Origin of the sequence: Bacillus sp. CCNWLW194 (assembly GCF_037120585.1) — a bacterium.
Classification (GTDB): Bacteria; Bacillota; Bacilli; order Bacillales; family Bacillaceae_G; genus Bacillus_A; species Bacillus_A basilensis.
Genome location: NZ_JBBBBL010000004.1, coordinates 15,359 through 40,432 on the forward strand (window position 1 = coordinate 15,359; position 25,074 = coordinate 40,432).

Here is a 25,074-nt window from a genome sequence, read left to right on the forward strand (position 1 = left end):
TTTTTTATTTACATATATCAGTTAATGAATTATAATTTTGTTGACTATAGTCAAATTCGTTATTATATCGAGTAACATACATATAATATTTTGTATATTAAAATCAGGTATTTGAAAAAATGAATTAAATTTGGAGGAATAAATGATGGTAAACGTAGTAGTGTTGGAAGAAGTTTCAAGTGATAAAAAGACAGTTGATACACAAACGCTTAGTGATAAACAGGTTAATAGTAAAGATATCATTCTATCAGATTACATGATGGATAAAAATGATTTGATTACATCTTGGATAGAGGTTGATGGATTATTCAAAAGAGAAAGATTAATTGTTTCTATTCATTGATTTCTGATTAGATTAACGGATGCGACTATATGTTTCATCCTTTTTTTATTACAAATTAAAGAAAGCAGGGTCTAAGAATGAATCATGTTAGTATAGGTGTCTATAACAACGAAACATACGTTGTAAATATTGTTCCAGACCATAATTTACAGAAGCATGTAGAATACAATAAAATTATGAGATTTGGAAGAGCTTTATTTATTGATGGAGAGTGTGTTCATACTGGATATTTATCAGACAAAAAAATAGAGGTTTGGTCAGAAAAGATAAAAGGAATGAACATTGATATTCTCACTCCCTCAACTACATATTACTAAAGGAAAAGAAAAAAGAATTCAGTGTCAAATACTGAATTCTTATATATATATTATAGTTTTAAATCTCTTAGAAATCGCTCTGCTCGAAATTCAAACAATCGCCCTCGTGAGTTAGCTGATGAGCCATCTTTATCTAAAATCATTTCTTTATGAATAGATTTCAATAAATCTTTCTTATCCAACTCTTCACAAATGCAGACCCACATTAATTTCTTTTTATTCAACTCAATCTTAATATCAAGTACTTTATCATTCTTAAATCCAATGTAAGCATATAGCTCCATAACACCTCTATGAAGAGTTAACGAAGTTTTCATTTCTGTTTTTAGGCGAATTGCAATTTCTTCGTAAAATCGAGAAATAGATTCATCTAATGTACAGCAGTGATATGTATTTTGATAAGTAAACATAGTATCCACCACCTAAAAGTTATGAAGATAACTTTTACTTACCTTTCATTTCTTCTGGCATCGAAATCCCCAAACCCTTTAATACTGTATCTAATTGACCTTCCATTCCCATTGCTTTCATTCGTTCTCGAATCTCTGGTAAATGTTTTACGCCATCAGTTAGAAAATCAGACGCCATTTGCTGAATGTTTCCTAAGTTTTCTTCATTCACAACCCGATTAAGTTCACTCTCACTAATAGTAGATTCTCCTTTCTTTGTACCACCAGACAATATATCATTTACATTTTGACCACATTTATTGAATACATTTTGTTGTTTCATATTAAAACATCTCCCTTTTATAAAATAATATTTTTTATCATCATCATTTATTTTGTTTTTTTATATAAAAAAACATCTTATGTACAAGATATATTTTATTTTGTTAATCGTAAACCATTTCAAGTATCTATCATGTTCGACATTCTTCTTAATTCCAAATCACCTGTCTACTTGGATATCTTATCTATTAGGAATACCCATTGTCTATTATTGGTGAACATTGTCTAAGTAAATTTCAAAAAATGCTACATATCCGCAAAAATAAAACCCCTCCGAAACATAAACCTATATACAAAGCAAAAAATATATTCAACACATTAGAAAATATAATTTTATTAAATCATTTACAAAAAACATAGAATACCATGAAAACGAAACATAGTTGATAAACTTACTTTTTATTGAATATAGTCAATAAATAACATATAATATTGACTATAGTTAAAGAAACGGAGATGATAAAAATGGCAAGAGCTTTACTAATTGCAGAAAAACCGAGTTTAATGAGAGAAATCCAAAGTGCTTACCACACTTTTGGTCATAAAGATACTATCGAGTTTAAATCCTTCGCAGGACATACAATGGGATTGATTAATCCTGATAAGTATAAAGAAGAATGGGCAAAATGGGATTTAGCTACCCTTCCATTGGTTCCTGACAAATTCATTTATGAACCAACCAAGGATAAGTTAGATATGTATAAAGATATAAAGAAAGCCATTGAGAACGGAAACTATGATTATATTATTAACGGCTGTGACCCAGGAAGAGAAGGTCAGCATATTTTCTTTAGTTTCTATGATGCTATTGGATGTAACTTACCTGTAAAAAGAATTTGGCATAGTGACTTAACAGAAAAGGAACTAAAACGAGCTCTTGATAATCTACGGGATGAAAAAGAACCTGCTTTAAGCAACATGACAAAAGCAAGTAAATTACGTGCATATTTTGATTGGTTAATTGGAATGAACTTTACAAGAGCTTTTTCAATTGTAGGTGGTCAAAAAATGAATTTAGGACGAGTTATGACACCTGCCCTAAAAGTTTTAGTTGATAGAGAACTTGAAATTAAGAACTTTGTCCCAAAAGATTTTTGGGAAATAGAAGCTGATTTCGGGAAATACAAAGGTATTTACTTCAATGAAGATGGCGATACACAATTTTGGAAGCAAGTAGATGCACAAAAGATTATTGATTCCTTAAGTGCGGATAGTACAGTTAAAATTGTAAATCAGGAAAAAGATGTAAAATACGCTCCTCAGTTGCATTCTTTATCAGCCTTACAGAATGAAGCAAACTCAGCGTATGGATACACAATGCAAGAAACTTTAAATATCACACAGACACTGTATGAAAAAAAATTCGTAAGTTATCCTCGTACAGATAGCTCTCATTTAACAAAGGCTATCAGTAACGACTTCGCTATTATGCTTAGACCTTTACAAAATATCCCTGAGTTAGCAGATAAAACAAAAGCGATTATTAGTGATTCTAAAATTCTTTCAGATGTAGCAAACAACAAAAAATATGTTGATGATAAAAAAGTAAGTGACCATTATGCCATCGTGCCAACAGGATTATCACCTGATTTTGGTCGGTTAACAGATAAAGAAATTAATGTATATATGTTAATCGCAAAAAGATTTTTAAGTATCTTCTTACCTCCTATGGTGAGCCAAAAAACAAGTGTTGTTACGGAAAATAACGGACATTTATTTAAAACATCAGGAAGTGTATTAGAGTCAATCGGATTTATGGCCTTATATAATTACAAAGCTCAAGACAACATGCTTCCACCACTAAAAAAAGGCGAAACGGTTTCCTTGAAGAAATCGGAATTAATTACAAAACAAACAAGTAAGCCTGGCAGATACACAGATAGAACACTGAATATTGCAATGGAAAATGCAGGACGATTCATAGATGACGATGAACTAAAAGAAGTTTTAAAAGAAGCAAAAGGTATTGGAACGCCCGCTACAAGAGGTGGCATTGTTGAAAAATTAGTTTCACTAAATATGATTGAGCGTAAGAAAAAATCCTTCTTTGCAACTGATTATGGAATTGGTATTATTCAGTCCTTAAACGGTCACGACATTACCTCTCCAGAATTAACGGCAAGATGGGAACAAAAACTCTCAGACATTGAAGCAAGTCGATTTGACCCGAATGTCTTTTATAAAGAAATGATTGCTTACATACAAAAGGAAGTTGAGGATTTGAAGAAGTTAAAAGTATTTGTATCCTCAAGCAAAGACTCCCTTGGCTCTTGTCCAAAATGCGGAAAACATGTAATTGAAGGCAAAAAATATTATCTATGCGAAGCATACAAAAACGGATGTGACTTTTTATTCGGAAAAACATTCTTAGAAGCAAAAATCACGAAAGCTGAAATTAAAAAAATCTTAAGTGGAAAGTCCTCTAAAGAATTAGACTTTACAAAGAATGGAAAGACATGGAAAGCAAAACTTGCTGTAAATAAAGATAAAGGTTCCATTGATATGATTTTTAATTCCGATGCTAAAAAATCAAAAGGTTCCAATTCTTCAGCATCTAAAAGTGAAGCGATTTGTAAGTGCCCTAAATGCGGTGGTGCTATTAAAGAAACAAGCAAATACTTCCTATGCGAAAATTACAAAGACCCTTGCACTGTACTAATTGGTAAAGAGTATTTTGGAGCAAAAATCACAAAAAAAGAGGCGATAGACTTACTTAATGGTAAGGAGACGGGTGAAAAGACCATGACTTGGAGTTCAGGAAAAACAAGTAGCGCTAAATTAAAATATACCAATAAATTGCAAACTGTTTCTACCAAATAGTTAATAGAAACACTAATTCATAGACTACAAAGTGTATTAACACATCTTGTAGTCTATTTTTTTTATAAATATTTCTCTCCTTGTATATGATATAGCACATATTTTTTTAGGAGGGGATTTTTATGAAAAAAGAAAAAGTTTTACTTGGTCTACTTGGGGCAACTGTGGTTGTTGGAATCGGGACAAGCATCTGGTTTGCAGTAGCAAATCCATTCGCTACTGAGGATAAGACAGTAAAAGAAAAAGTTATAAAACAAAAAGAGGAAAAAAAGATTGATAAGCATTTAGAGAAATATACACCACTCAAAAAAGAAGAAATCTCAAAAATGACAATTGATGAGAAAAAAGACATGATGGGTGGCGACGGTGCCAATTATGAAAGTAACTTGATGAAGATTGGTCAAGGTCAAGGAAAAGAAGAATATCCTGAAGACAAAGCAAAGGCGTTTGAAAAAGAGTTGATTCAATTAGCCTCTTCCGCAAGTTATGACAAAATACTTAACAAAGTAAAAGATGAAGTGAAAAATTATCAATTCACAACAGGTACGAATACAAAAATTGCGTCCATTTATTATGATGCATCTATCATGATGTCTACACTGACAGCACCAGATTTCCAAAAAGGGAAAATCGCTAAAGGTATGCGTCACCCTGAAATGATGGTAATCGGCACTATTATGTTACCTGAAAAAGAAAGACGAGCAGTTATTCATGATTTCGATAGTTTATCTCCTATTGTAAATGGTGAAGTAAAGATTTTAGACCATGAGGTTTTACGTGGCGAAAGTGATGACCCTATGTTAAAAACTATTCAAAATACAATGGTTGGTGCGGAACGAGTTCACAAAATAGAATTTCAGATAGAAAAGAAAAACAACTTAATTGCATATGTTATCGAATACAATAACGCTACTTTAGAATATTACGGTATGTATGCTCCTAAAGATAAAACGTACCACTATAAAACAATTCAATTCTTTAAAGAAATGGATAAGGATTTTGATAAACACCAATCCTTGAAAACGGATGGTGGTAAATAATGAGCAACAAGATAGCAGAACTAAAAAACAACCCTACATTAAAGCAATTAGGTGAAAATATCAACGGCATTATGATAGGCTTATTCGCTTTTCAATGTAGCATGTTCATTACCATTCTTTTATTTAAGAAAAGCTTCTTTTTTATTCATCTGGGAATTGCATTGTTAATTATTTTAGGTTTTTCGTTTTTAAAAGACTTTGCAGATGAAAAGAAAAAATCATTTGCACTCAAGATTATGAAAACCTCTTTAGTTATTGGTGCATTGTCTATATTTGACCACTTTATTGTATCTGGATTAAATCATATAGAAGACCCCAAATTATACAGTAGTATGACAAAGGTTATTTATCTTGTTGATTTTGCAATTATTATCAGTTCTATTGCTATTTTTAGAAATGAAGAATTCCAAAATAAAATGATTGCATTCACGGAGACATCTATATGGAATGCGTTAGCAGGTGAAGAAAAAGAAGAAATTAAGCAAGGTGATGCGGTACTGGGTAAAAACATAGATACGCAAAACCCTGTAATTCTACCTTTAAAAGATAGATATCTTCACATGTTAGTTTTGGGACCAACAGGTTCTGGTAAAACCTCTCAAACAATTATTCCAATGATTCATAGAGATATGCAAAATCCTGAATTAGGTGTTACTGTAATTGAGCCTAAAGGGGATTTAGCTGAGAAAATCTTTGCAATGGCTCGTTATTATAATCGAGAGGTTCAATACTTTAATCCAATTTTACCTGATTGTCCGTATTTCAATCCTTTATTCGGAGATGAATCAGATGTAATTGAGAATATGGCCACAACATTTAAAATGTTAAACCCTGATTCTCCTCAATTCTTCTTAGATATGAACGAAAACTTAATTCGTAATGCTCTGAAAGTGTTAAAACGTTTATATGGAGATGATGCTACATTAATTGATTTATCAACCCTGTTACATAATACAGGTGGTGGCGGTAAGAAAATGGTGCAGGATTTCTCTAAATTACCTTCCGAAAGCGATTCAATGGCAAAAGAAAACAACGATATCGCATTATGGTTCTTAAACGATTATTTTACTGGTGCAACAGGAGATAAAGGGGCAACAAAAACATACGAACATTGTTCTGGTGTTCGTTCTCAGGTAGCAAAACTTGTTTCTAATAAATATTTAAGACGAGTTCTGAATCCTCCTAAAGGTCGTGGTTCAGATGTAGACTTTGATAAATCACTTGCAGAAGGTACGATTATTACAATCGCTACCGCTCAAGGTAAACTACGTGATTTAGGTAAATACTTAGGTTACTTTATTATCCTACAATTACAGTCTGCTGTATTTAGAAGACCAGGGAATGAGAATACAAGACGAGGAAATATGCTTTATATAGATGAATTCCAAACGTATTCAAATCCTGGATTTGCTGATATGTTAACACAAGGTCGTTCTTATCGTGTAGCATCACATTTAGCAACACAAAACCGTGCCTTAATCGGTATGGGTAGTGGTAAAGATGGAAAAGACTTTATTGAACTTGTCTCTACCAATGCTCGTAATACAATCATTTATCCTGGTGGTAATGCTCAAGATGCTGATTACTATTCAAAACAATTTGGAGAAATTATTGAGAGAACAATGCAGAAAGGCTACTCTCAAGAAAAGTTCAGTGTGTTGGGCGGTTTAGGACGAAGACCAGTAAATGAAAGTTTTAGAGAGGCTGAAGAAACAAAAGCCAGATATTCTCCAACCGATATTATTTATCGTGAATTCGGGCAAATTACATATTGTTTAATTAAAAACAATAGTATACAAGCTCCAGGTGTTAGTAAAATCGAGTATATCCCTAAAGAATTAAATGATTTACTTGATAGAATGGTAGCCGAATATAACGAAGAACAAGATAAGAAATATCACAAAGAATTTGGTGGCTCTCAAAAACCTACAGAAGAGAAGAAAGTGGAGTTAGTAAAAGAAAAATTAAATGATGAAGCTGTCGTTACAAATATTCAACTTGAAAAACCAAAGAATAACTATTCTTCAAATGATGTTGTTCTCGACCCTCTTTCTGAAATTGAAGATGATACATTCGTTGATGCAGAAGATGTCGGTGCAAAAGTTAAAAGCACTACGGTTATTTCAGAGAATGAATACCAAAGAGGCGGAAATTCTTTTCAATCGAATATTAATGATGTAGAGGATGAGTTAATTTAACTCATCTTTTTTTATTTAAACAACACAAAAATACATTTACATAACACAATAAAAAATAACATGGTCAACAAATAAAAAAGATACACATTTTATTGTGTATCTTTTGTTTTATTATAGATATCATTTTATAATTATTTGTATTTTATTTGTATTATTTTATATTATGCACAACTTTCAATCATTCCATACTTCCCGTCTTTTCTTGTATATAAAAGACAGATTGTGTCGTTTAGTTCTGCATTTACAAATAAGAATTGCTTATGACCTAAAACCTCCATTTGTAGAATCGCTTCTTCCTCATGCATAGGTTTTAATTCGAATTGTTTGCGTTTTACAATGTTATCTGTAAGTTTAACCTCTTTCATTTCTGTTTCATTTGCAATAGGTATTAAGATATGCTTTTTATGTAATCGTCTCATTGATTTTTCTAAATCTTTTGCAGTTGTAATTTGCCTTTTCACTTTATCAACTACACTGTCTAATGCTACATAGAAATCTTCATCTTTACTCTTTGCATAAATCAACTCTCCATTAAACGGAACAGATACTGAAATTGTTAATCCTTTTTCCACTTGTACAGTAACGCTTACAATTGTATCCTCCTTAAGGAACTTATTTAAAAAATCCAGTTTTTTATTCATTGTAAATTTCATTCCCTCAGTTAAAGATACATGCTTTCCAGTCATTGTTAAATTCATATATAACATCTCCTTCCCAAAACCCTCTTAGTTCGAATAATAGTTTTTAGAATAAAATTTCTTTATTCTGTATGTTGTATCTTAGTAAGATTCGACTGTTTTCATAAGTTTTCGGGTGTTTGAGGTGTGTTCGAGTAGGAGATATCCGCTATTACTTTCTAATCCGTTGCATAAACTTCATGTCTCGCTCATGACCATCTTCTTTTTCTACTATTATATGTTCTCGTCTTAGTAACTCTCTTATTAGTTCTGATTGACTAATCTCTTCCCCATATAGCTTTTCATATCGCTCTTGTAGAAACTTAATATGCTTTAAATCATCGTTATTGGCACAAAATACTTCTCTATCTCCACTGTTGTATTCAATCTCTATTAAACGCCTTAACAAATCACTTTGATTAATAGTAGCTCCTCCATACTTTCTTTTATGTCTTTCTTGTAATTTTTCAATCCTATCAGCATCAACCTTTCTCGCTCCAAAAGATATAGTTTTGAATATATCCACATATACGCCCTCCTTTATTTCTTTTTATTCATCCTATCCTTTTCGTAAAAAAAAGTGTGTCAGTTTATAGTCATTATTTTATATTATTTTTATCAAACCCTGTCAGTCTCTGTCAGTTATTAACGAGGCAATTGCGAGGAATTGCCAAATATTAGCGTATTTTATACTCTTTTATTTATAAGACCCTATCTGTGAATACAGAATTTCTGAATTGAATAGGATGAGAAAATATAAAAAGGAGATGGTTTTATGCCTAAACGTTTGATGTATCTAATTGTATTCCTTATAGGTTTTATATGTACCTTATTTGTTTGTTTATACTTTCAGTCAGAAACAGTATTTCAAATTTGCCCAACAAACCTATCGACCTATTCTTTACAAGCAATTTTATAGCTCCAAATGTTTTATTGACTATAGTTTATAAAAGTGTTATATTTTAACTACATTAAGTAAAATAAAATTTACAAGAACGGATAATTAGGAGGGTTTGATTTGAAAAATGTTTTGAGGTTCCTTTACTTCGGTGATATGCATGAGAGACCTTCTACTCCAAGTAATCGAATAGATAGTTATCAGCAAAGTATTTCAGAAAAAAGAGAAGAGATTAAAGGATTAGGAATTAAATATAAGGTAAACGCTTTTTTACAACCTGGTGATTTTTTAAACTCCCATACCTTTCAAAATGATTTTCTATTAGATGTAGTAGAAAAATGGAGCATGGTAGATACCTTTAATTTAATCAAACAATTTTCTTTAGGACAATTATCTAATGAAGAATTCCAAAATAAATTTATAGATGCCAAACCAATTCCGATGATTGGTGCGATTGGAAATCATGAATTGATAGGTGATTCTTTAAATAGTTACAAAAAAACAAGCTTACGTTTTTTAGAACAAATCGGATTTATGCAATTAGCTTCAAAAGAAAATCCTATTATTTTTGAAATGGAGAACGGAAAGACTGTTGCCATTACAGCTACTCACTACCACCATGGAATGGATAAGAAAGAGAATCTTTCAGATTACATCATTGAGGAAAAAGCAGGTGATTATCACATCCATATTGTCCACGGTTATTTAACAAATAAGGATATGGGGAATCTATTCCGACATACATTAGTAGATGAAATTGCTCATCTTACAAAAGCGGATTTAACAATTACGGGGCATGACCATATCGGATTTCCTATTACAGAAGTAGACGGTAAATATTTCGTAAATCCAGGAGCAATCCCTCGGATGAAAAGTGATTTGAAAGAAATGAAACGAAAACCCAAAGTCCTTCTCATTGAAATTGATGAAGTAAGTGGACTTAAGGTAAAAACAATTTACTTGAAGAGTGCTAAAAAAGCAGAAGAAGTATTAGACAGAACAAAAATTATGCAGAAAAAAGAAAAACAAGGAAAGATGGAAGAAATTAAATCCATTGTAAATAAAGCGAATATTGGAAAGGCAACAAACATTACTGAAGTCATTGAGGTTATTTCTGAAAACGAAAATGTAAGTAACGTTTTAAAAGATGAAGTAATTGAGCGAATCACCTCGAAAATGAAATCTTTAATGAAAAAGAATGTTGTAGCTGATTCCTATTACATTACAAAAATGGTATTGGAAAACTTCCAATCACACGAAAATACTACGCTCGAATTCTCAAAAGGTCTCAATCTATTTACTGGAGAAAGCGGTCAAGGTAAGAGTGCAGTGATACGAGCTTTTGCATTTATCTTTGAGAACTTCGGTAGGAACCCTCGTAGATTTATCAAAAAGGGTGCTGATTTTGCAAGAGTAACAATTCATTTATCCACTGGTTATGTTATTTCTCGTATTGTAGAAAAATCTAAAAGTGGAAAGAATGGATATGAGATTTATAACCCAAAAGATGGTTCTGTGGAAAGCACAAATACAAAAGGATTGTCACTTGTACAAGAAATTCTCGGATTCAATAAATTAAATATTGATACAGATAATGATGTTCCAATTAATTTTATGAAACAAGGTACTTCTTGGTTTTTTGTTGGAGATGGTTATACTTCTTCTGAGAGAGCTAAAATTGTCGGTTCCATCTACGGTACTCATTATGCTGATGCTGTAATTAGAGACCTTGAAGGTGACTTAAAGAAATACAATAAACAAATTGAAACGGCTGATAAAGAGCTAAAAATAATTCAGGAAGGTATTGATTCTTTTGACCACCTCCCTCAAACACATATGCAGATTACTGAATTAGAAAAATTGAGTGAAGAAGTAAATGTATTGATGGCCAAGAAAGAAAAGATTGCTACTCTACTAAAAGAACAAGAATTAATTGATAACAAAATTAGTGAACTTAATAATGTGATTAAAGATTTGGGACAGGTTGAGAATCTTTATTCTGAAATATATCAAGTCAAAGAGATGGTACAGAAACGAAATGAAATTCAAAAACTATATCGTTCTCTTACTACTATTATTGCCGATGGCAAAGAATCTAAACATGTAGAAGAGCAATTATTAAGTTTACCAAATGCTCAACTATTGTTAGATGAAATTAAAGAATTAGCAAAATCTAAATTAGGTCAAGAAGAATTGTTGACCCAATCAACAAAACTCACTGAAACAAAGAATCGTTTAGTGAAAGAAATTGATGTTAGTAGTGAAGTTATAGAAAAGACAAATAGTTTAGTAGAAGCCGAGAGCACGTTATCGGAATTAAAAGAATTAATGGCGAAAAAAGAAACCGTTCAATCTCTAACAAATAGACTGTCTTCTATTAATGAAGAAGAGAAACAACAGAAACAGAAAATTGAACACGTCATTTCTAAAAATGAAAAGTTGGTTAATGATTACAAAATTTTATTAACCGAAATTGGAAAGTGCCCTGTTTGTCACGGCAAAATAGATAATGCTGTTATTAATCGAATCACTGATGAATATAGCATGGAGAAATTAGTTTCCTAAAAAAACTGTAAGTATATAAAAAATACATAATAAAACAAGAAGGAGTGTTTATTTATGGCAAGTGCTACAAATATCGCATCACAAGTTGAAGAGTTTGAAAAACAAATTAAGCAAGGGGAAACCATTCGTATTCAAGCATCTACTGTAGTGAAAACATTACGAGACCAGTACAAAAAAGTTGCTGATGATTTAGAGACTCTTGGTGTTAAACCGTCTGAAGCAAAAACAAAAATCGAAGAAATAGATGCACAAATTCAAGAAAAGCTTCAACAAATGAAGACATTATTACCTACAGATATCATTAAGAAATATGCAAATCATGATTTTACAAGTAATCATACTTCAAGCGACCAACCATTTTAATTCTTAGGAGTATTCTTCCTCCTTTTATTTGTGAGAAATGAGGGGATTTTATGAAGGAAATATTAATAGATAATATTCGATATAATGCTGTAGAAGTCGATGACTTTGAACAAGAAAAAAACAGTCGAACATGTTGAAATGTTATACTCTCAAGTTACACATTGGATGAGCTTTGTAACAAAAAAGAGGAAGGTCTTGAAAAAGGTAAAATTTATCCTTTTTATTTGGAACCTATCCGTAAAGAAGACCATGTGGTAGAAACAGTCGATGGAAAGTATGGTGTTTATCATTTAATGTTCGAGGGGCTATTGTTGATAGAGAAAATAGAAGGAGATGATATGTAATGAAATTTTCTATTTTACGTGATGAGGTATTGTTAATTAATCAAAAAGGTGAAATGAAAACAGTTAAAGAAATTAAGGACATTTTGCAAGAGGATGACCAGTATGATAAAGATGAACTATTTGAAGTGAAATGGTATCATCCAGAAAAAGAAAACTTCCATTTTTATGCTGAATCTTTAATTAACTCCACTTTATCGGATATAAATTCGGATATTCCAAAAAACTCAGAGTGGTATATGTCAGGATGGTATCAAGAGGCATACGAATGTTTTAATCAAGAAGATATTGAAGAGATTCAACGAGTATTAGACCGATGTTTTGCACGGAATACAAATGTTTTCTCTTTTTATGTTGGCAGAGGTGAAATTATTGATTTAAGGAGATAATCAAAATTTTATAAAGGGGCTATTTGCATGAAAAGAAAAAATAGGGATATAAAATGGAGAAGGAGAAGACCTATCCACCCTACATATATTACAACGCAAGAAGACTACGAGACTCTGATAACTCATATGAGTAAAGAATCTCCTCAACGCACATCAGTTCGAGAAAAATTCACTCAATTTATGGAAGCAAAGAAAAAGAATTTAAATCCCTCGATGGGTATTATGGAAATACGTGAACTCATGAAAGAACGAGGATGGATTTCTGAAGATAAGATGATTGATGCTAATTATACAATTATATTTAGACGAGAAGACTGGCATGGAATCCAAGTTCCAAATATCCGTTTTTCAGCTTGTACAAGCGATAGAAAAGAAATTCATTCCATTGTATATGAATTAGCAAGAACATGCTTGAATATTTGGGAGGAATTTGCGGATTCTGTTCCCTATCAAAAAGAGGATGGCACTATTGAAGAAAGTCTCTCATTAACTAAATGGTATACATTAAAGAAAAAACAAAGTGGATTTTGAGATATCCACTTTGTTTTATTTTTTATATAAAATAATAATTTATACCATTATAAAACAAGATATATTATATTATCAACATATCATTTTACAAAATATTTAATATGGTTTTTTTATGTTTATGTTATAAAATTAATAACTATTTTTACAACATAAAAACACCATGATATTTTCTAAAACAAAACAGACAAACATTTTATTATTTCGACATACTCTTACTTATCTATTATTGGTGTTTACAGTCTATTAGGAGCAAATATTAGTGAAATTTATTAGTTATTGTCTGATTAAGTGAAATATTTTTTACTTATTACCTATAATTATATTGACTATAGTTTATTAAAAGTGCTATATTTAATTTATCAAGTGATATATTTGAGGTGAAACAATGGGCTTTATGCACACATTTAGAAGCATTTTTAACATACATGATTTGAACAAAATCAAATTAACAGAACCTCAATCTAAGCTTGTGCGTGTCATGAATAAAAAGAAAAATATAATTCTATTAAGTCCTTGTGGTTCAGGAAAAACTGAAGCATCCTACTTATTGACGAAACGATGGGATAGAAAAACAACCTATGTATTGCCCATGAAGACATTAGCTACTTCAATTCAACAGCGACTAAATACATATGAGTCTTCATTAGAATCAGGGAAGGAATGGAGTATTCAGCATTCTTCCATAAGTAACGACCCATTTCTTGATAGTTATTATTCTGTAACAACCATAGACCAAGTACTATCTGGTTACTTAGGGATTGGAAGACAAGCTTTTATCCGAGGGAAAAATGTACTGCAAAGTAATTTTATATTTGATGAAATTCAATTACTTGAAACCAATAAAACTCTTAAAACATTGTTTGGCATGTTGGATTCTATCCATGAAAATGGAAATCAATTTATGATAATGACTGCAACAATGCCGACATACTTAATGGAATTTATGAGCCATAGATACAACGCTGAAATAATTGAAGTTAAAAACCCTGTTATAGAAAACAGACAGGTTACGGTTTCTTATGAAGAATCTCTTGATTATACTTCTATTGAATCTCTTAAGGAGAAACAAATTATTATTTGCAACACACAAAAAGAGCAAATTGAACTGTATACACATATACAAGACAAGAGTAGAGTTATTTTGTTAAACAATAAGTTGCAACAAAAAGATAGAGAACGAGTTGAAGCAGATGTATTTAAGTATTTTGGAAAAGGTTCTCTTTCTAATGACAAAATCTTAATATCGACACAAATCATTGAAGCAGGGATGGACATTTCAGCAACTAACGTATATTCCTCTCTTTGTTCTATTGATAGCCTTATCCAACGTGAAGGGCGTGTAGCCCGTTGGGGTGGTAATGGGTGTCTAACTGTTTTTAGCGGTCATTATCAGGGGATATACGATGAAGAGGTTGTGCTCGCTACAAAAGAAAAGCTTCTTGCTAATCAAGGTATTTGTTTTTCGTGGCAACTGCAAAAACAGTGGGTGAATGAAATTATGAATTCATATTATGAGCAATTCATTACTGAGAGGTCTTTAAAAAAGCATAAAAGAGCTATGAAAAATGGCAGTCGTAATGATTTAATACGTGCAATTCAAAATGTGAATTTGATTGTCGATAATGAAGTAAGCCAAGATAGCTTTCTAAAAGAATCTATATCTATCTCTCTTTCATCCTTACAAAAACTTGCAAAATCAAATGTCTTATATAGATTATCGAATGGAATATCTGGCAGTATAGAAGAGGTACACCCTCATTCTGTCCGTATTGGAGATTCATTAGTCATACGAGGATTAAATAGTTTCTATGATGCTTGTGGATTTCGGATAGAAGATGGATTGAATTGTCTATCTTTTTCAGAGAATCAGGAGGAAGTAGAAAAGCAAAAATATGAAGATTATATAGAAGAATCATGGATTGAACATTCGAAAGAAATAAAAGAGGTTATGAAGACAACCTTAATTAGGGATGGTGTCATTCAGAAAGAAAATGAAATTGAACGATATTCACTCATTGCAGGTATACATGATTTAGGAAAGTTAACAACTACTTGGCAAAAGTACATTGGTTATGAAGACATTCCATTGGCTCACATGCCATTTCAACCGAGAAAAGTAGGTCTGATTCGTGGAGTGAAACATAATATAATCTCTGCATTGTCTGTAAAACCTGTTGTTAATAAATTAGAATTTAATCTTATCTTGCAACATCATGGACGATTTATGCCAAGTGGCAGTATTCATAGGGTTAACTCTTATCAACTTATAAAGGAGACTCCTTGTTTACTACGTGAGCTCGGATGGAGTGAAAAAGTAATTATGAAAGCAGACTCAGGTGAGATTGTAGATGCAAACCTTTTAACACCTGGAGATGATGACTGGCCTTTATTTGTATATCTCTTAGGGACATTAATGCAATCAGACATACAAAGTATAAAGAATGTAAAATATAGAAAGACACATTTCTTCTAATTGAAAATAAACTATCTGTTATTCAAAGGGCATAAATATTCAAGGGTATAATTCTTAAATTTAAAATAAAACTTATTGTTATAAAGGAGATAATAAACATGAAAAACATTGAAATTATTAATACATACCTTTCGGGTAAAACTCGTAAAATCCCTAACTGGCTAAAGTATTTAGTAGAAACGGAAGAAATTCATCAAAACTATGAAAATGTAGAATCTCTTAGTGAGCTTTCTACAAATAGTCTATTAAGTTATGTGATACGTACTTTAGAATCATTAGAAAAACTTTCTGTTGATGAAGAAACATATCGAATTCTTGAAACAGTATTGGTTTATAGTGAGGTAGCAAAAGGTGGTTCATTGAGACAACGCAGAAAATGGTTAGAAAATGGCTTTAACCTCATGATTCATAATGAAGGCTCTAAAAGTATTTATTGGGAAGAAAATTTGACAGCCTTACATGTAGAAAATATAGATGAAAGAAGAGAACGTTTTTTAATTGGTGATTTAATTTTAACCCATGGATTAATCGGTCAATATATTCGAGGCGAAGCACGTCTTGATTCACATGTAAGCATGATTCATCGTTTCTATGAAAGATACACGGAAGAAAAACTTAAAAATATTCTGTATTACTTAAATCTGTGTATTATCGAGGGTGTTTCACCATCTTTGTGGAATGAAGTGAAAGAAGACGTAAAATCTGTGATTGACGGGTTATTTAATGGGAATGTAGAATCATTCTCTTCTCGAATGCATCGTTTAACACATAAACATAGAGAAACGGTAGCAGAAAAAGAACGAATTATGGGAGATGAAGAACTTCTCGTTCAGAATTTCTTAGCAAATAAAGATTTATGGTACGTGGAACCTGCTATGCATGATTTAAGTTTCGAAGATATTTGGACGATTTTCTTGATGATAAAAGATACTGTATCTGATAGTAAGATTCATCACATTCACTTTGAAACACTAATGCAACAACTACATTATGATTTTAAAGGAAAGAAACACAATAACGTATATCGAAAACGTGTTATCGAAAAATACCTACATGAATACCGCAAAAATAAAAATCCTGACAACACTCATGTCTCTTTTCATGTTGAGATGGATGAATCTATGCAAACTGCAAATGTTTCCTTTAAATTTTCTGCCGTTGGTGAAGCATTAATTACTTTCTGTGTAGAAGCAGAAAAAGTTGATATGATGCATAATCGTGCAAATATACTTTTATTTGATTTCTTTGGATTACGTAAGGATGCCTATGATAGATTCCATAATGAAGAGCTTTATTTGGAACATATGAACAGCTCTGCTGATGACAAAAGAATCATTCTGGATTATATAAAAGGCGATACCATTGTCGATGTAGGACCAGGCGGTGGAGTCATGTTAGATATGATAGAAGAAGAAACAGAGGGAAAAGAGATTTATGGAATTGATATTTCACAGAATGTTATTGATTCATTGAAGCAGAAAAAACAAAATGAGTCTCGTTCATGGGATGTTATAAAAGGCGATGCTCTTAACTTCGCTGATACTTTCAAAAAAGAATCGGTAGATACAATTGTGTATTCTTCTATTTTTCATGAGCTATTTTCTTATATTGAATATGATGGGAAGAAGTTCAATAAGGAAGTAATTAAAAAGGGGTTACAGAGTGCATATGAAGCATTAAAACCAGGTGGTCGAATTATCATTCGTGATGGGATTATGACCGAAGACAAAGACTTAATGCGTGTCATTCGTTTTAAAGATGAAAGTGGTCTGAAATTTTTAGAAGAATATGCTCGTGAATTTAAAGGTCGTGAGATTCAATATGAAGTTCTTTCGGACAATACAGTAAAGATGCCTATTAATGATGCTATGGAATTTTTATATACATATACATGGGGGGAAGATTCATTTGCTCATGAAGTGCAAGAACAATTTGGTATCTTCACACCAAATGAATATAAAGAATTCGTATCTAATATTTTCGGAGACAAAGTAAAGATTGTTAAAGCTGTGAATTATCTACAAGAAGGGTACACAATTAACTTGAGAGAGAAAATTGATTTCGAAGATGAGTCTGGTAATGCTGTAGCACTTCCTGATAGTACATTCTTTATGGTGTTAGAAAAAGCAGAGTAATACTTTTGTTTCAGAGTGATAAATAATAAACATCAGCTTTTTCTCCTTATTAAGGTGAGAAGGTGATGTTTGTATAGGAGATGAGGGACATGTCTTTAACATATGAAAAATTAATGGCGTTAATGGATGCTAATAAAAATATAAAAGAATTCTGTATCATTGAGGGAAAACCTTTATTCCTTGGGGTTGTAAAAGAGTTAGAGAAACCTATCATTAGAAATGGCAGACTTGTTACTCACGGAATTTTAAATGAACAATGTGAGGATTTTGGGGTCATTCAAGGAAATGATTGTTTAGATGTACTGAAAGGATTTGAAAGGAGCACACAAAATATGCTTATACCTGATGAAAATAATCAACCTATTATGTTTAGAAATGATAAGTTTCGATTAATAGTTTTCGATAAACCACTGACACCAAATGGATTCAATATTCAATATTGGGGATATTAAACAGAATGATAGCTAACCAAAGAAAGTATATATATATCAATATGTTTTAGAAAGTCAGTAGAATGTATCTACTGGCTTTTCATTTCATGCTAAAATAAACATTAAGAGTAATACGTTGAGAAAAATGGGGTGTTAAGAATGGTACTGAAAAATAAACTTGGTTTGACGAACTCAGCCGAACTTGCTCGTGAGGAAGAACGCCTGTCAAAAATTAAAGCCAAAGAGCTATTTGATACGGGCAAAATTGATGAAATCGAGGTCGGCACATTCAAAGGTTTAGCTGATATACATAAACATCTTTTCTCTGAAATTTATAGCTTTGCGGGTAAGATGAGAGAGGTCAATATTGCAAAAGGTAATTTCCAGTTTGCACCTCGTATTTTCTTAGAGCAGTCGCTGAAATACATTGATGAATTGCCACACAAGACTTTTGACGAAATTCTTGACAAGTACGCTGACATGAATGTGGCACACCCTTTTCGAGAGGGAAATGGTCGTTCAATGAGAATATGGCTCGATTGTATGCTCAAGCAGGAACTGGGCAAAATCGTGGACTGGAATATTATAGACAAAGACGAGTATTTGAACGCCATGATTAGAAGCAGTGTAAGCACTGGAGAGCTTAAGTACCTTGTACAGAACGCCCTGACGGACGACTTGAGTATGGAAAGTCTGTTTAAAGGAATTGACGCAAGTTATTACTATGAGGGTTATACAGAGTTTAAAACAGAGGATTTATAGGAATATCAAAAGCATCATATTTGATAATGAAAAACCTGACTAAACCTGCCTTAAAAATCTGATATAGGAAACTTAGCCCTAAAACCTAATGCCAAAAACTATATAGAGAAAAGGTAGTGAATACATATGAAAATAGAGGAAATAGAGAAAATAATTTTTGATTGGCACGAACGAAGCATAGGTGCTAAAAATGATGAAAGTTCGACTGAATTTGACGAAAAATGGACAAAAGTATTTGAAGAGTTACAGAATAACAATGATGAGTTAAAAGATTTAATAGTCGAGCCTGAAACGTTGCTATTTAGAGTTCATACTGGTGGAAATGACGAACCACAACGAACTGATTATGATGACCAACCCACTTACCCTAAAGTCTTTGAAGAAGCACATAAAAACTGGCGAACTGACAATAATGTTAAAGCAATTGACTTTAATAATCATTGGTCATCATTTACAAAAAGCACTGATGTAATCGGTTCAGCCTATTTTGCAGAAAAGGGATTACGAGGTTTTGTTATAGTTGTTCTATCTGATAAAGCAGTTGATATTTCTTCAAGGGTAGCTAAAAAAGGGGTCTTTGATGAGCAGGAAGTTGTTGCACCAATGGACGAAAAAACCGTAATAGACAAATTACCTTTCAAAGACTTCATGAAGAAATACGGTGAAAAAGAAACTGAGAAAATATAATACCTGTTTTTTGTAAAATGATATATAACTAAAAACAAATTAATGAAAAATAGATTAAGAAATAAAAGGGAACCTTATAAGGTTCCCTTTTCTCTTTTGTTTTCATTGACTATAGTTAATAAAAATATTATAATCTCCCTATAGTCAAAATATATAGGACAAGTTTCGTCTTGACATACACATTAACTACTGAAGGAGGTATTTATATATGAGGATTAAAGTTTCTGGCAAGATTCTTTCTAAAACAAATCATGAGAAAGTATTTTATACTCATGAAATGTATTCAATGTTATTAGGAACGATGAATCCTGATAGAGCGAAAAAAATTCACAATCAGCAATCTAAAAAGTTTCGATTGTTTACATTTTCAAATATCTACATAAATGAGGATACTTTTCATTTTTATTTATCAGGAATGAACCATTTGATTCAAGAGGTTATTGATAGTATCGAGGTATCCAACATGAAACGAGTTGGAGATATGATGCTTTCTATTACAAACATTATTACAATCCCTGAATTGCCTAAAAAAGAGAAATATATTTTAAAAGGAAAAGTCATTACAAGCTATACCATTGATGGTACAAAAGTACGCATTGAAGATGAGAAAGAAATTGAGGAACGTTTAAAAGAAATTTCTCAAAGAAAATTAAAAGTATTGGGGATTGATGGTGACATTCATTTTGAAATCATTCAAAAAACACCTGTTTCTACTCATTACAAAGACGACATCTATATCCCATCATGGAAATCTGTTTTGTTAGTCAAAGGCGACTATGAAGCAATTCAGGCTCTCTATGAAGTTGGATTTGGTGAAAATACAGCAACCGCTCATGGATTACTTTGGGAGGCTGTTTAAATGAAACAATTAAAGATTCTAAAGGTAGAGAATCCTATCCAAGAACTTTGTATTGCCTACGGCTTATTAGCCATTCTTCGACAAAATGATGTTTCTTGTAAATTAAGTAACAAGAAAGCATGTTATTTAATCGAGATTTACGATGAGGTGGATTATGTTGAATTCTTCTTGGATGATTTGCCTTTTGAAAAAGTAAATAACTTGAATTCTACTATTAATAAATCTGAAATCGAAAAATTATTAGCAAAAATACAAGAATTTTTTGAATGTGAACAGAACCTGGACAACATCTTCAAATACTATGAAACATTGGATGAATCAATTATTTCATCGTACAAACGTGATGAAGGGGCTTTATATGTAGGGACTTGTTTTTATAGCAAAGGACTTCGCTCTTATAAAGCGCCTAAATCGGAAAGGGTTTATCCCTTTGAAAAATTCCTTTCTTTTTTAGGATTTCATTATGCATCCAGTTATGTGCGTCTCAGTGATGAGGTTGAAATTAGTTGGTTGTTAGAACCAAAAGAAATTGAAGATGTTTTAAAAATCGAATTATTTTCTTACGTTGACAAAGAAACGGGAGAGATAAAATCTCTTAGAAAAATCCGAGATGATTCAAAGGTGGTTACCTTGTCACGTATTTATCTGGAAATCATTCAATATTTGAAGGGTGAGCAAATTTCAAATAACTATGATGGATTATGGGTGATGCAGGTTGTACCCACAAATAACAAACCATTAATGGATAAGGTGAAGGTATTTACCATTCTTAATTTAAACGAAAAATCATTAGAAGAACTATTGAAAAAAGTTACCTATTCTACTGTGAATCGGGATTGTAAATATGCAACTGCTTCATATGTTTTAAATCCAGATGAAGATAGCCTGTTTAAAATGATACAGCAATACGTAAAACGAAATGAAACGATTAGTGAGAACACTGCAAAGGAGTTATTAAAATTGAATGCATTCCAAGACATTTATAACGCTGAAGTAATTACAAAATTAGGACGAGGCTTAAATCGTTTAGTTCGGGACAAAAAGGGATATTCATTGCAGGTGTCTCTTATGTCATGTGTACATGAGGAAGACCTTATCGAGGTATTACAAGAAATGTCTCTCTTATATAACAGGAATTACAAAACGTACTTGTTAAATGACGAAAATATGAATGAATTAATGAGCCTTTTAAATGATGGTGTGAAATTAAAAACACTTTCAAACCTCATTCTATTATCTTCAAACACTTACAAAGAGAAAGTGCAGAAGAATGAAAAGATTTCTTTAGATAATAATCAGGCTTATATTCTAACAGATGAAAATGGGAACCCTGAATATAAAAATGTGGAAGAAAATCAAAATCTAACAAAAAATGTTGCATAAGCTTACATACGGAGGAAACGAACCATGAAACGAGATTTAACGAAAATTACAACTGAAGATTATATGTGGAAATTACACTTTGCTTTACGAGTAGAACTTGTGGCAGAGGCTTTAAATAACGAAGATACAATTGGTAACGTGACAAAAGGACGAGTTGTTACTTTAACAGATGGAGATATCCGAAATGCACTATCTGGACCTATGCTAAGTCATGTATTCGCATCAAATCTACGTGCTTTATCAAATGTAGATGAAATTTGTAGTACATGTAAAATCATGTCTCCCATGCGAAATGGGGCAGTTCGTGAAATTGATACTACTTTGTCTGCGAGTGGAAATCGAGTGAAAAACTGTGTAATTGATGACATCATGGGCTTTATGAATGCAGGTAAAGGTGCAAATGAGAAACGTGAAAAAACAGTTAGCTTCTCTTGGGGCATTCAGTCAAAAGGGCCTGCTCCATATACAGTCTTACATAGTCGTGTTGACCCTACAGAAAAGAATTCAAAACCAAAACAAAAAGAAGATACAACATCCGATGCAAATACAAATAAAGACCAAAATACACAAATGTTATTCCATGGCACATTGCGTTCTTCTGAATATGCTTTAGGAACACAAATGAATTTATCTCGTATTGGTTTTGATGATGAACGTCAAACATACATCTCTGAAGATAAAGAGCTAATTAAGAGTCGTATCAAGAAAGCTCTAATTGCTTTCCGCAATACAATTTTAGATATTCATGGTGCAAAATGTTCCAGTAACATGCCTCACTTAATTAAAGTAACAGGTATTGTAACGGAGAAAACAAATGCAGTAGATTTAATGACAAAATACTCTGCTTTAAATGATGATTTTATCAGCATTCATAAAGACTTATCTGAGGTTTCTCATGAGTTCAAAGATATTACAGAACTCAACAAAGTCATGGAGACATTATTAGCTGATGAATACCTTGACTTTATGATTGAACGGAATATGAATTTTATTAACTCTCAATTTGCAGAAACAAGCAAATAAGATAACAGGAGAGAAACTGAATTTAGATTTGAACACCAAGATTTAGAAAAAGAACAATTGTACAATAAAGCGAATTGGTGAAAGAAGGGATTCAATCCCTTCTTGCCTTATGTTTAGCGCAGATAAAAAAGGATGATAGAACATGCTAAAAATTACTTATAAAGTAAACTCATTATTTTCATTGAAGAAATATAAAGATAGCCATTTGCTTGCTCGTAGTTATGAGCATCCGATGTTATCAACGATTCGTGGAGCAATCTTAGCTTCCGTTATTGAGAGAAGTGGCAAACAAAAAGCTGAAGATTTATTCTATAAAATTAAAAATGCTCAAATTTTCATTCAGCATCCAGATAAACTCCATAAAACACAACAAAAGATTACCATGCTTACAAACAACTCTATGAGAAGTAAAGATACAGACAAAGTACAAACCTTTGACGATGTGAATGCTTTGACAACTGTCGGTATTCGTGAATTTGTAAATGTGAAACATCTTGTATTTTATATAGATGAGTCTATCCCTAATTTATTTGCTTATTTATACAACATTGACCGAATTGGGAACAGCGAAAGTCATGTGTCTTTAGTTAGTATTGAGAAGGTGCGTGAGATGGAACACGTATTGGTAGAATGGGATAGTTCTAAAGGATACGATGTTGAGTTATTTGAATTATATGATTGGGTTACAAATCTTGATGCAAAAGGGAAAAAAGATAAGGGAACAAAATTTGAAAATGTATATATCTTTAGTGATAAATTAAAGAACGTAAATAGGAAAAGGATTTGTTACGTTGAGGAAGTCGTTCCTTGTAATGAGGTTGTAATTACAAGAACTCCTATGCAGATGGTAGCCTAATCATCCATAAATAATATAAAACAAATAAAAGGGAAGTGAGAGAATGATTGAATTGCAAGGGAAATTTACATCCGCAAAAGTTTTTACAGAAAATGTAGAACAGGAGACAATTGCTCAAGTTATTGAATTGTGTAATCAAGATTTTGTACGGGATAGTAAGATTCGTATTATGCCAGATACTCATTATGGGAAAGGATGTACGATTGGAACAACAATGACCATTCAGGATGCAGTTGCTCCTTCTTTAGTTGGAACAGATATTGGTTGTGGCATGTATACTGTAAAATTAAAAGAAAAAGAAATGAACTTTGAATTATTAGATGATGTTATTCGTAAATATGTACCTTATGGAGCTTCTATTAGAGGGAACAATCATGAGTTTGCCAAACTAATTAACCTAAAAGAATTGCGTTGTGCTGATATTGTGAAGATTCAACGTGCTCAACTAAATATTGGTTCCTTAGGCTCTGGAAATCATTTTATTGAGTGCAATCAAGATGATGAGGGTAATATGTACATTGTTATTCATTCAGGAAGCAGATACTTAGGTGGACAAGTAGCAAAATTCTATCAAGAAAAAGCTTATGATGCATTAACGTATATGAATCAAGCAAAAGAAGAAGCAGGTAGAGTGTTATTTGCTGAAGGAAATCTTGTTACAAAGAAAACTATACACTCTAAAATTAAGAAAGAATTAGCTTACTTAGAGGGTTCAGCATTGAATGACTATTTACATGACATGCGAATTGCTCAACAATTTGCTGAAATAAATAGAAAAGCAATGATGAATGTAATTATTCGGCATATGGATTTAACCGTAGTAGAAGAGTTTACAACCATCCATAACTATATTGATTTAGAAAACATGATTTTGAGAAAAGGGGCTATCTCTGCTCAAAAAGATGAAAAGGTCATTATTCCAATTAATATGAGAGATGGTAGTTTAATATGTTATGGCAAAGGGAATCCTGACTGGAACTTTTCTGGTCCACATGGGGCAGGAAGATTAATGAGTCGGTCAATGGCAAAAGAACAACTATCTTTAGATGAATATGAAGACACAATGAAGCATGTTTGGAGCTCATCAGTAGGTCAAAGTACCCTCGATGAAAGTCCTATGGCTTACAAACCTATGGATGAAATCATGACAAATATTCAAGACTCTGTTCATATTGAAAAAATCATTAAGCCAGTATATAACTTCAAAGCAAATTAAAAAATACTTTTATAGGAAAAAGAAGAGGTTACCTCC

At 32.0% G+C, this 25,074-nt stretch carries 23 protein-coding genes; 19 read left to right on the forward strand and 4 right to left on the reverse strand.

The features are described from left to right. The first annotated feature begins 145 nt into the window (after positions 1–145). Positions 146–343 carry a hypothetical protein gene (locus V7S50_RS09205; protein WP_242299180.1) on the forward strand — a complete coding sequence of 66 codons (198 nt, stop codon included), beginning with the start codon at positions 146–148 and terminating at the stop codon, positions 341–343. 77 nt (positions 344–420) lie between these two features. After that, positions 421–660, forward strand: coding sequence for a hypothetical protein (locus V7S50_RS09210; protein ID WP_086877620.1), 240 nt, complete (start codon positions 421–423; stop codon positions 658–660). A gap of 50 nt (positions 661–710) precedes the next feature. Here V7S50_RS09210 and V7S50_RS09215 read toward each other — a convergent pair whose 3' ends face one another. Further along, the gene (locus V7S50_RS09215; protein WP_086877618.1) at positions 711–1,070 is read right to left on the reverse strand and encodes a hypothetical protein; all 360 of its coding nucleotides are present in this window, start codon (positions 1,068–1,070) and stop codon (positions 711–713) included. A 34-nt stretch (positions 1,071–1,104) separates the two neighbouring features. Beyond that, positions 1,105–1,392, reverse strand: a complete 288-nt coding sequence (locus V7S50_RS09220) for a hypothetical protein (protein WP_086877616.1) — start codon at positions 1,390–1,392, stop codon at positions 1,105–1,107. Between the two features lie 464 nt (positions 1,393–1,856). Between V7S50_RS09220 and V7S50_RS09225 the strand changes: the two genes are divergently transcribed. The 3 genes from V7S50_RS09225 to V7S50_RS09235 all read left to right on the forward strand — a co-directional run bounded on the left by V7S50_RS09225 (position 1,857) and on the right by V7S50_RS09235 (position 7,449). Further along, positions 1,857–4,211 carry a type IA DNA topoisomerase gene (locus V7S50_RS09225; RefSeq protein ID WP_336376222.1) on the forward strand — a complete coding sequence of 785 codons (2,355 nt, stop codon included), beginning with the start codon at positions 1,857–1,859 and terminating at the stop codon, positions 4,209–4,211. 122 nt (positions 4,212–4,333) lie between these two features. Continuing rightward, the gene (locus V7S50_RS09230) at positions 4,334–5,251 is read left to right on the forward strand and encodes a hypothetical protein (protein ID WP_098369006.1); all 918 of its coding nucleotides are present in this window, start codon (positions 4,334–4,336) and stop codon (positions 5,249–5,251) included. Beyond that, positions 5,251–7,449: a type IV secretory system conjugative DNA transfer family protein gene (locus V7S50_RS09235; protein ID WP_336376221.1), complete on the forward strand. Its 2,199-nt coding sequence runs from the start codon at positions 5,251–5,253 to the stop codon at positions 7,447–7,449. Before V7S50_RS09230 ends, V7S50_RS09235 begins: the two co-directional genes overlap by 1 nt. 161 nt (positions 7,450–7,610) lie before the next feature. Here V7S50_RS09235 and hpf read toward each other — a convergent pair whose 3' ends face one another. Next, on the reverse strand, positions 7,611–8,147 hold the full coding sequence (hpf, locus tag V7S50_RS09240; RefSeq protein WP_242290161.1) for a ribosome hibernation-promoting factor, HPF/YfiA family: 537 nt from the start codon (positions 8,145–8,147) through the stop codon (positions 7,611–7,613). A gap of 151 nt (positions 8,148–8,298) precedes the next feature. Next, complete coding sequence (locus tag V7S50_RS09245; RefSeq protein WP_000350848.1) at positions 8,299–8,652, reverse strand: hypothetical protein; 354 nt, start codon at positions 8,650–8,652, stop codon at positions 8,299–8,301. Between the two features lie 492 nt (positions 8,653–9,144). On the opposite strand from V7S50_RS09245, the gene V7S50_RS09250 reads away from it, so the two are divergent. The 14 genes from V7S50_RS09250 to V7S50_RS09315 all read left to right on the forward strand — a co-directional run bounded on the left by V7S50_RS09250 (position 9,145) and on the right by V7S50_RS09315 (position 25,038). Further along, complete coding sequence (locus V7S50_RS09250) at positions 9,145–11,589, forward strand: metallophosphoesterase (protein ID WP_336376220.1); 2,445 nt, start codon at positions 9,145–9,147, stop codon at positions 11,587–11,589. 54 nt (positions 11,590–11,643) lie between these two features. Beyond that, positions 11,644–11,952, forward strand: coding sequence for a hypothetical protein (locus tag V7S50_RS09255; RefSeq protein ID WP_000135419.1), 309 nt, complete (start codon positions 11,644–11,646; stop codon positions 11,950–11,952). Between the two features lie 343 nt (positions 11,953–12,295). Continuing rightward, positions 12,296–12,682 (forward strand): hypothetical protein, encoded by a 387-nt coding sequence (locus V7S50_RS09260; RefSeq protein ID WP_336376219.1) that lies wholly within the window; start codon positions 12,296–12,298, stop codon positions 12,680–12,682. Between the two features lie 27 nt (positions 12,683–12,709). Beyond that, the gene (locus V7S50_RS09265) at positions 12,710–13,213 is read left to right on the forward strand and encodes a hypothetical protein (RefSeq protein WP_336376218.1); all 504 of its coding nucleotides are present in this window, start codon (positions 12,710–12,712) and stop codon (positions 13,211–13,213) included. Positions 13,214–13,598: 385 nt separating this feature from the next. Next, entirely contained in the window at positions 13,599–15,686 is a 2,088-nt protein-coding gene (cas3, locus tag V7S50_RS09270) for a CRISPR-associated helicase Cas3' (protein WP_336376217.1), read from the forward strand. A gap of 98 nt (positions 15,687–15,784) precedes the next feature. Further along, complete coding sequence (locus V7S50_RS09275; RefSeq protein WP_336376216.1) at positions 15,785–17,821, forward strand: class I SAM-dependent methyltransferase; 2,037 nt, start codon at positions 15,785–15,787, stop codon at positions 17,819–17,821. An 89-nt stretch (positions 17,822–17,910) separates the two neighbouring features. Next, positions 17,911–18,273 (forward strand): hypothetical protein, encoded by a 363-nt coding sequence (locus V7S50_RS09280; RefSeq protein ID WP_000060400.1) that lies wholly within the window; start codon positions 17,911–17,913, stop codon positions 18,271–18,273. Positions 18,274–18,411: 138 nt separating this feature from the next. Continuing rightward, a complete protein-coding gene (gene fic, locus V7S50_RS09285) occupies positions 18,412–19,014 on the forward strand; it encodes a protein adenylyltransferase Fic (protein ID WP_000243323.1) in 603 nt (200 codons plus the stop codon). Between the two features lie 126 nt (positions 19,015–19,140). Further along, on the forward strand, positions 19,141–19,701 hold the full coding sequence (locus V7S50_RS09290; protein WP_336376215.1) for a hypothetical protein: 561 nt from the start codon (positions 19,141–19,143) through the stop codon (positions 19,699–19,701). A gap of 208 nt (positions 19,702–19,909) precedes the next feature. Further along, the gene (locus tag V7S50_RS09295) at positions 19,910–20,560 is read left to right on the forward strand and encodes a CRISPR-associated endoribonuclease Cas6 (RefSeq protein WP_080451506.1); all 651 of its coding nucleotides are present in this window, start codon (positions 19,910–19,912) and stop codon (positions 20,558–20,560) included. Next, entirely contained in the window at positions 20,561–21,943 is a 1,383-nt protein-coding gene (locus tag V7S50_RS09300; protein WP_336376214.1) for a hypothetical protein, read from the forward strand. A 24-nt stretch (positions 21,944–21,967) separates the two neighbouring features. Continuing rightward, positions 21,968–22,966, forward strand: a complete 999-nt coding sequence (locus V7S50_RS09305) for a DevR family CRISPR-associated autoregulator (RefSeq protein ID WP_336376213.1) — start codon at positions 21,968–21,970, stop codon at positions 22,964–22,966. A 142-nt stretch (positions 22,967–23,108) separates the two neighbouring features. Next, positions 23,109–23,822, forward strand: a complete 714-nt coding sequence (locus V7S50_RS09310; RefSeq protein ID WP_336376212.1) for a hypothetical protein — start codon at positions 23,109–23,111, stop codon at positions 23,820–23,822. A gap of 43 nt (positions 23,823–23,865) precedes the next feature. Next, a complete protein-coding gene (locus V7S50_RS09315) occupies positions 23,866–25,038 on the forward strand; it encodes an RtcB family protein (RefSeq protein WP_336376211.1) in 1,173 nt (390 codons plus the stop codon). The last annotated feature ends 36 nt before the right edge of the window (positions 25,039–25,074 follow it).

What these genes read in the sequence shown, in the direction of transcription:
- V7S50_RS09280 (WP_000060400.1), top strand. Translation starts at nt 17,911, where the DNA reads ATGTCTTTAACATATGAAAAATTAATGGCGTTAATGGATGCTAATAAA.
- V7S50_RS09275 (WP_336376216.1), top strand. Translation starts at nt 15,785, where the DNA reads ATGAAAAACATTGAAATTATTAATACATACCTTTCGGGTAAAACTCGT.
- V7S50_RS09310 (WP_336376212.1), top strand. Translation starts at nt 23,109, where the DNA reads ATGCTAAAAATTACTTATAAAGTAAACTCATTATTTTCATTGAAGAAA.
- V7S50_RS09260 (WP_336376219.1), top strand. Translation starts at nt 12,296, where the DNA reads ATGAAATTTTCTATTTTACGTGATGAGGTATTGTTAATTAATCAAAAA.
- V7S50_RS09315 (WP_336376211.1), top strand. Translation starts at nt 23,866, where the DNA reads ATGATTGAATTGCAAGGGAAATTTACATCCGCAAAAGTTTTTACAGAA.
- V7S50_RS09210 (WP_086877620.1), top strand. Translation starts at nt 421, where the DNA reads ATGAATCATGTTAGTATAGGTGTCTATAACAACGAAACATACGTTGTA.
- V7S50_RS09220 (WP_086877616.1), bottom strand. Translation starts at nt 1,392, where the DNA reads ATGAAACAACAAAATGTATTCAATAAATGTGGTCAAAATGTAAATGAT.
- V7S50_RS09225 (WP_336376222.1), top strand. Translation starts at nt 1,857, where the DNA reads ATGGCAAGAGCTTTACTAATTGCAGAAAAACCGAGTTTAATGAGAGAA.
- hpf (WP_242290161.1), bottom strand. Translation starts at nt 8,147, where the DNA reads ATGAATTTAACAATGACTGGAAAGCATGTATCTTTAACTGAGGGAATG.
- V7S50_RS09295 (WP_080451506.1), top strand. Translation starts at nt 19,910, where the DNA reads ATGAGGATTAAAGTTTCTGGCAAGATTCTTTCTAAAACAAATCATGAG.
- cas3 (WP_336376217.1), top strand. Translation starts at nt 13,599, where the DNA reads ATGGGCTTTATGCACACATTTAGAAGCATTTTTAACATACATGATTTG.
- V7S50_RS09235 (WP_336376221.1), top strand. Translation starts at nt 5,251, where the DNA reads ATGAGCAACAAGATAGCAGAACTAAAAAACAACCCTACATTAAAGCAA.
- V7S50_RS09215 (WP_086877618.1), bottom strand. Translation starts at nt 1,070, where the DNA reads ATGTTTACTTATCAAAATACATATCACTGCTGTACATTAGATGAATCT.
- V7S50_RS09290 (WP_336376215.1), top strand. Translation starts at nt 19,141, where the DNA reads ATGAAAATAGAGGAAATAGAGAAAATAATTTTTGATTGGCACGAACGA.
- V7S50_RS09255 (WP_000135419.1), top strand. Translation starts at nt 11,644, where the DNA reads ATGGCAAGTGCTACAAATATCGCATCACAAGTTGAAGAGTTTGAAAAA.
- V7S50_RS09230 (WP_098369006.1), top strand. Translation starts at nt 4,334, where the DNA reads ATGAAAAAAGAAAAAGTTTTACTTGGTCTACTTGGGGCAACTGTGGTT.
- V7S50_RS09265 (WP_336376218.1), top strand. Translation starts at nt 12,710, where the DNA reads ATGAAAAGAAAAAATAGGGATATAAAATGGAGAAGGAGAAGACCTATC.
- V7S50_RS09300 (WP_336376214.1), top strand. Translation starts at nt 20,561, where the DNA reads ATGAAACAATTAAAGATTCTAAAGGTAGAGAATCCTATCCAAGAACTT.
- V7S50_RS09305 (WP_336376213.1), top strand. Translation starts at nt 21,968, where the DNA reads ATGAAACGAGATTTAACGAAAATTACAACTGAAGATTATATGTGGAAA.
- V7S50_RS09205 (WP_242299180.1), top strand. Translation starts at nt 146, where the DNA reads ATGGTAAACGTAGTAGTGTTGGAAGAAGTTTCAAGTGATAAAAAGACA.
- fic (WP_000243323.1), top strand. Translation starts at nt 18,412, where the DNA reads ATGGTACTGAAAAATAAACTTGGTTTGACGAACTCAGCCGAACTTGCT.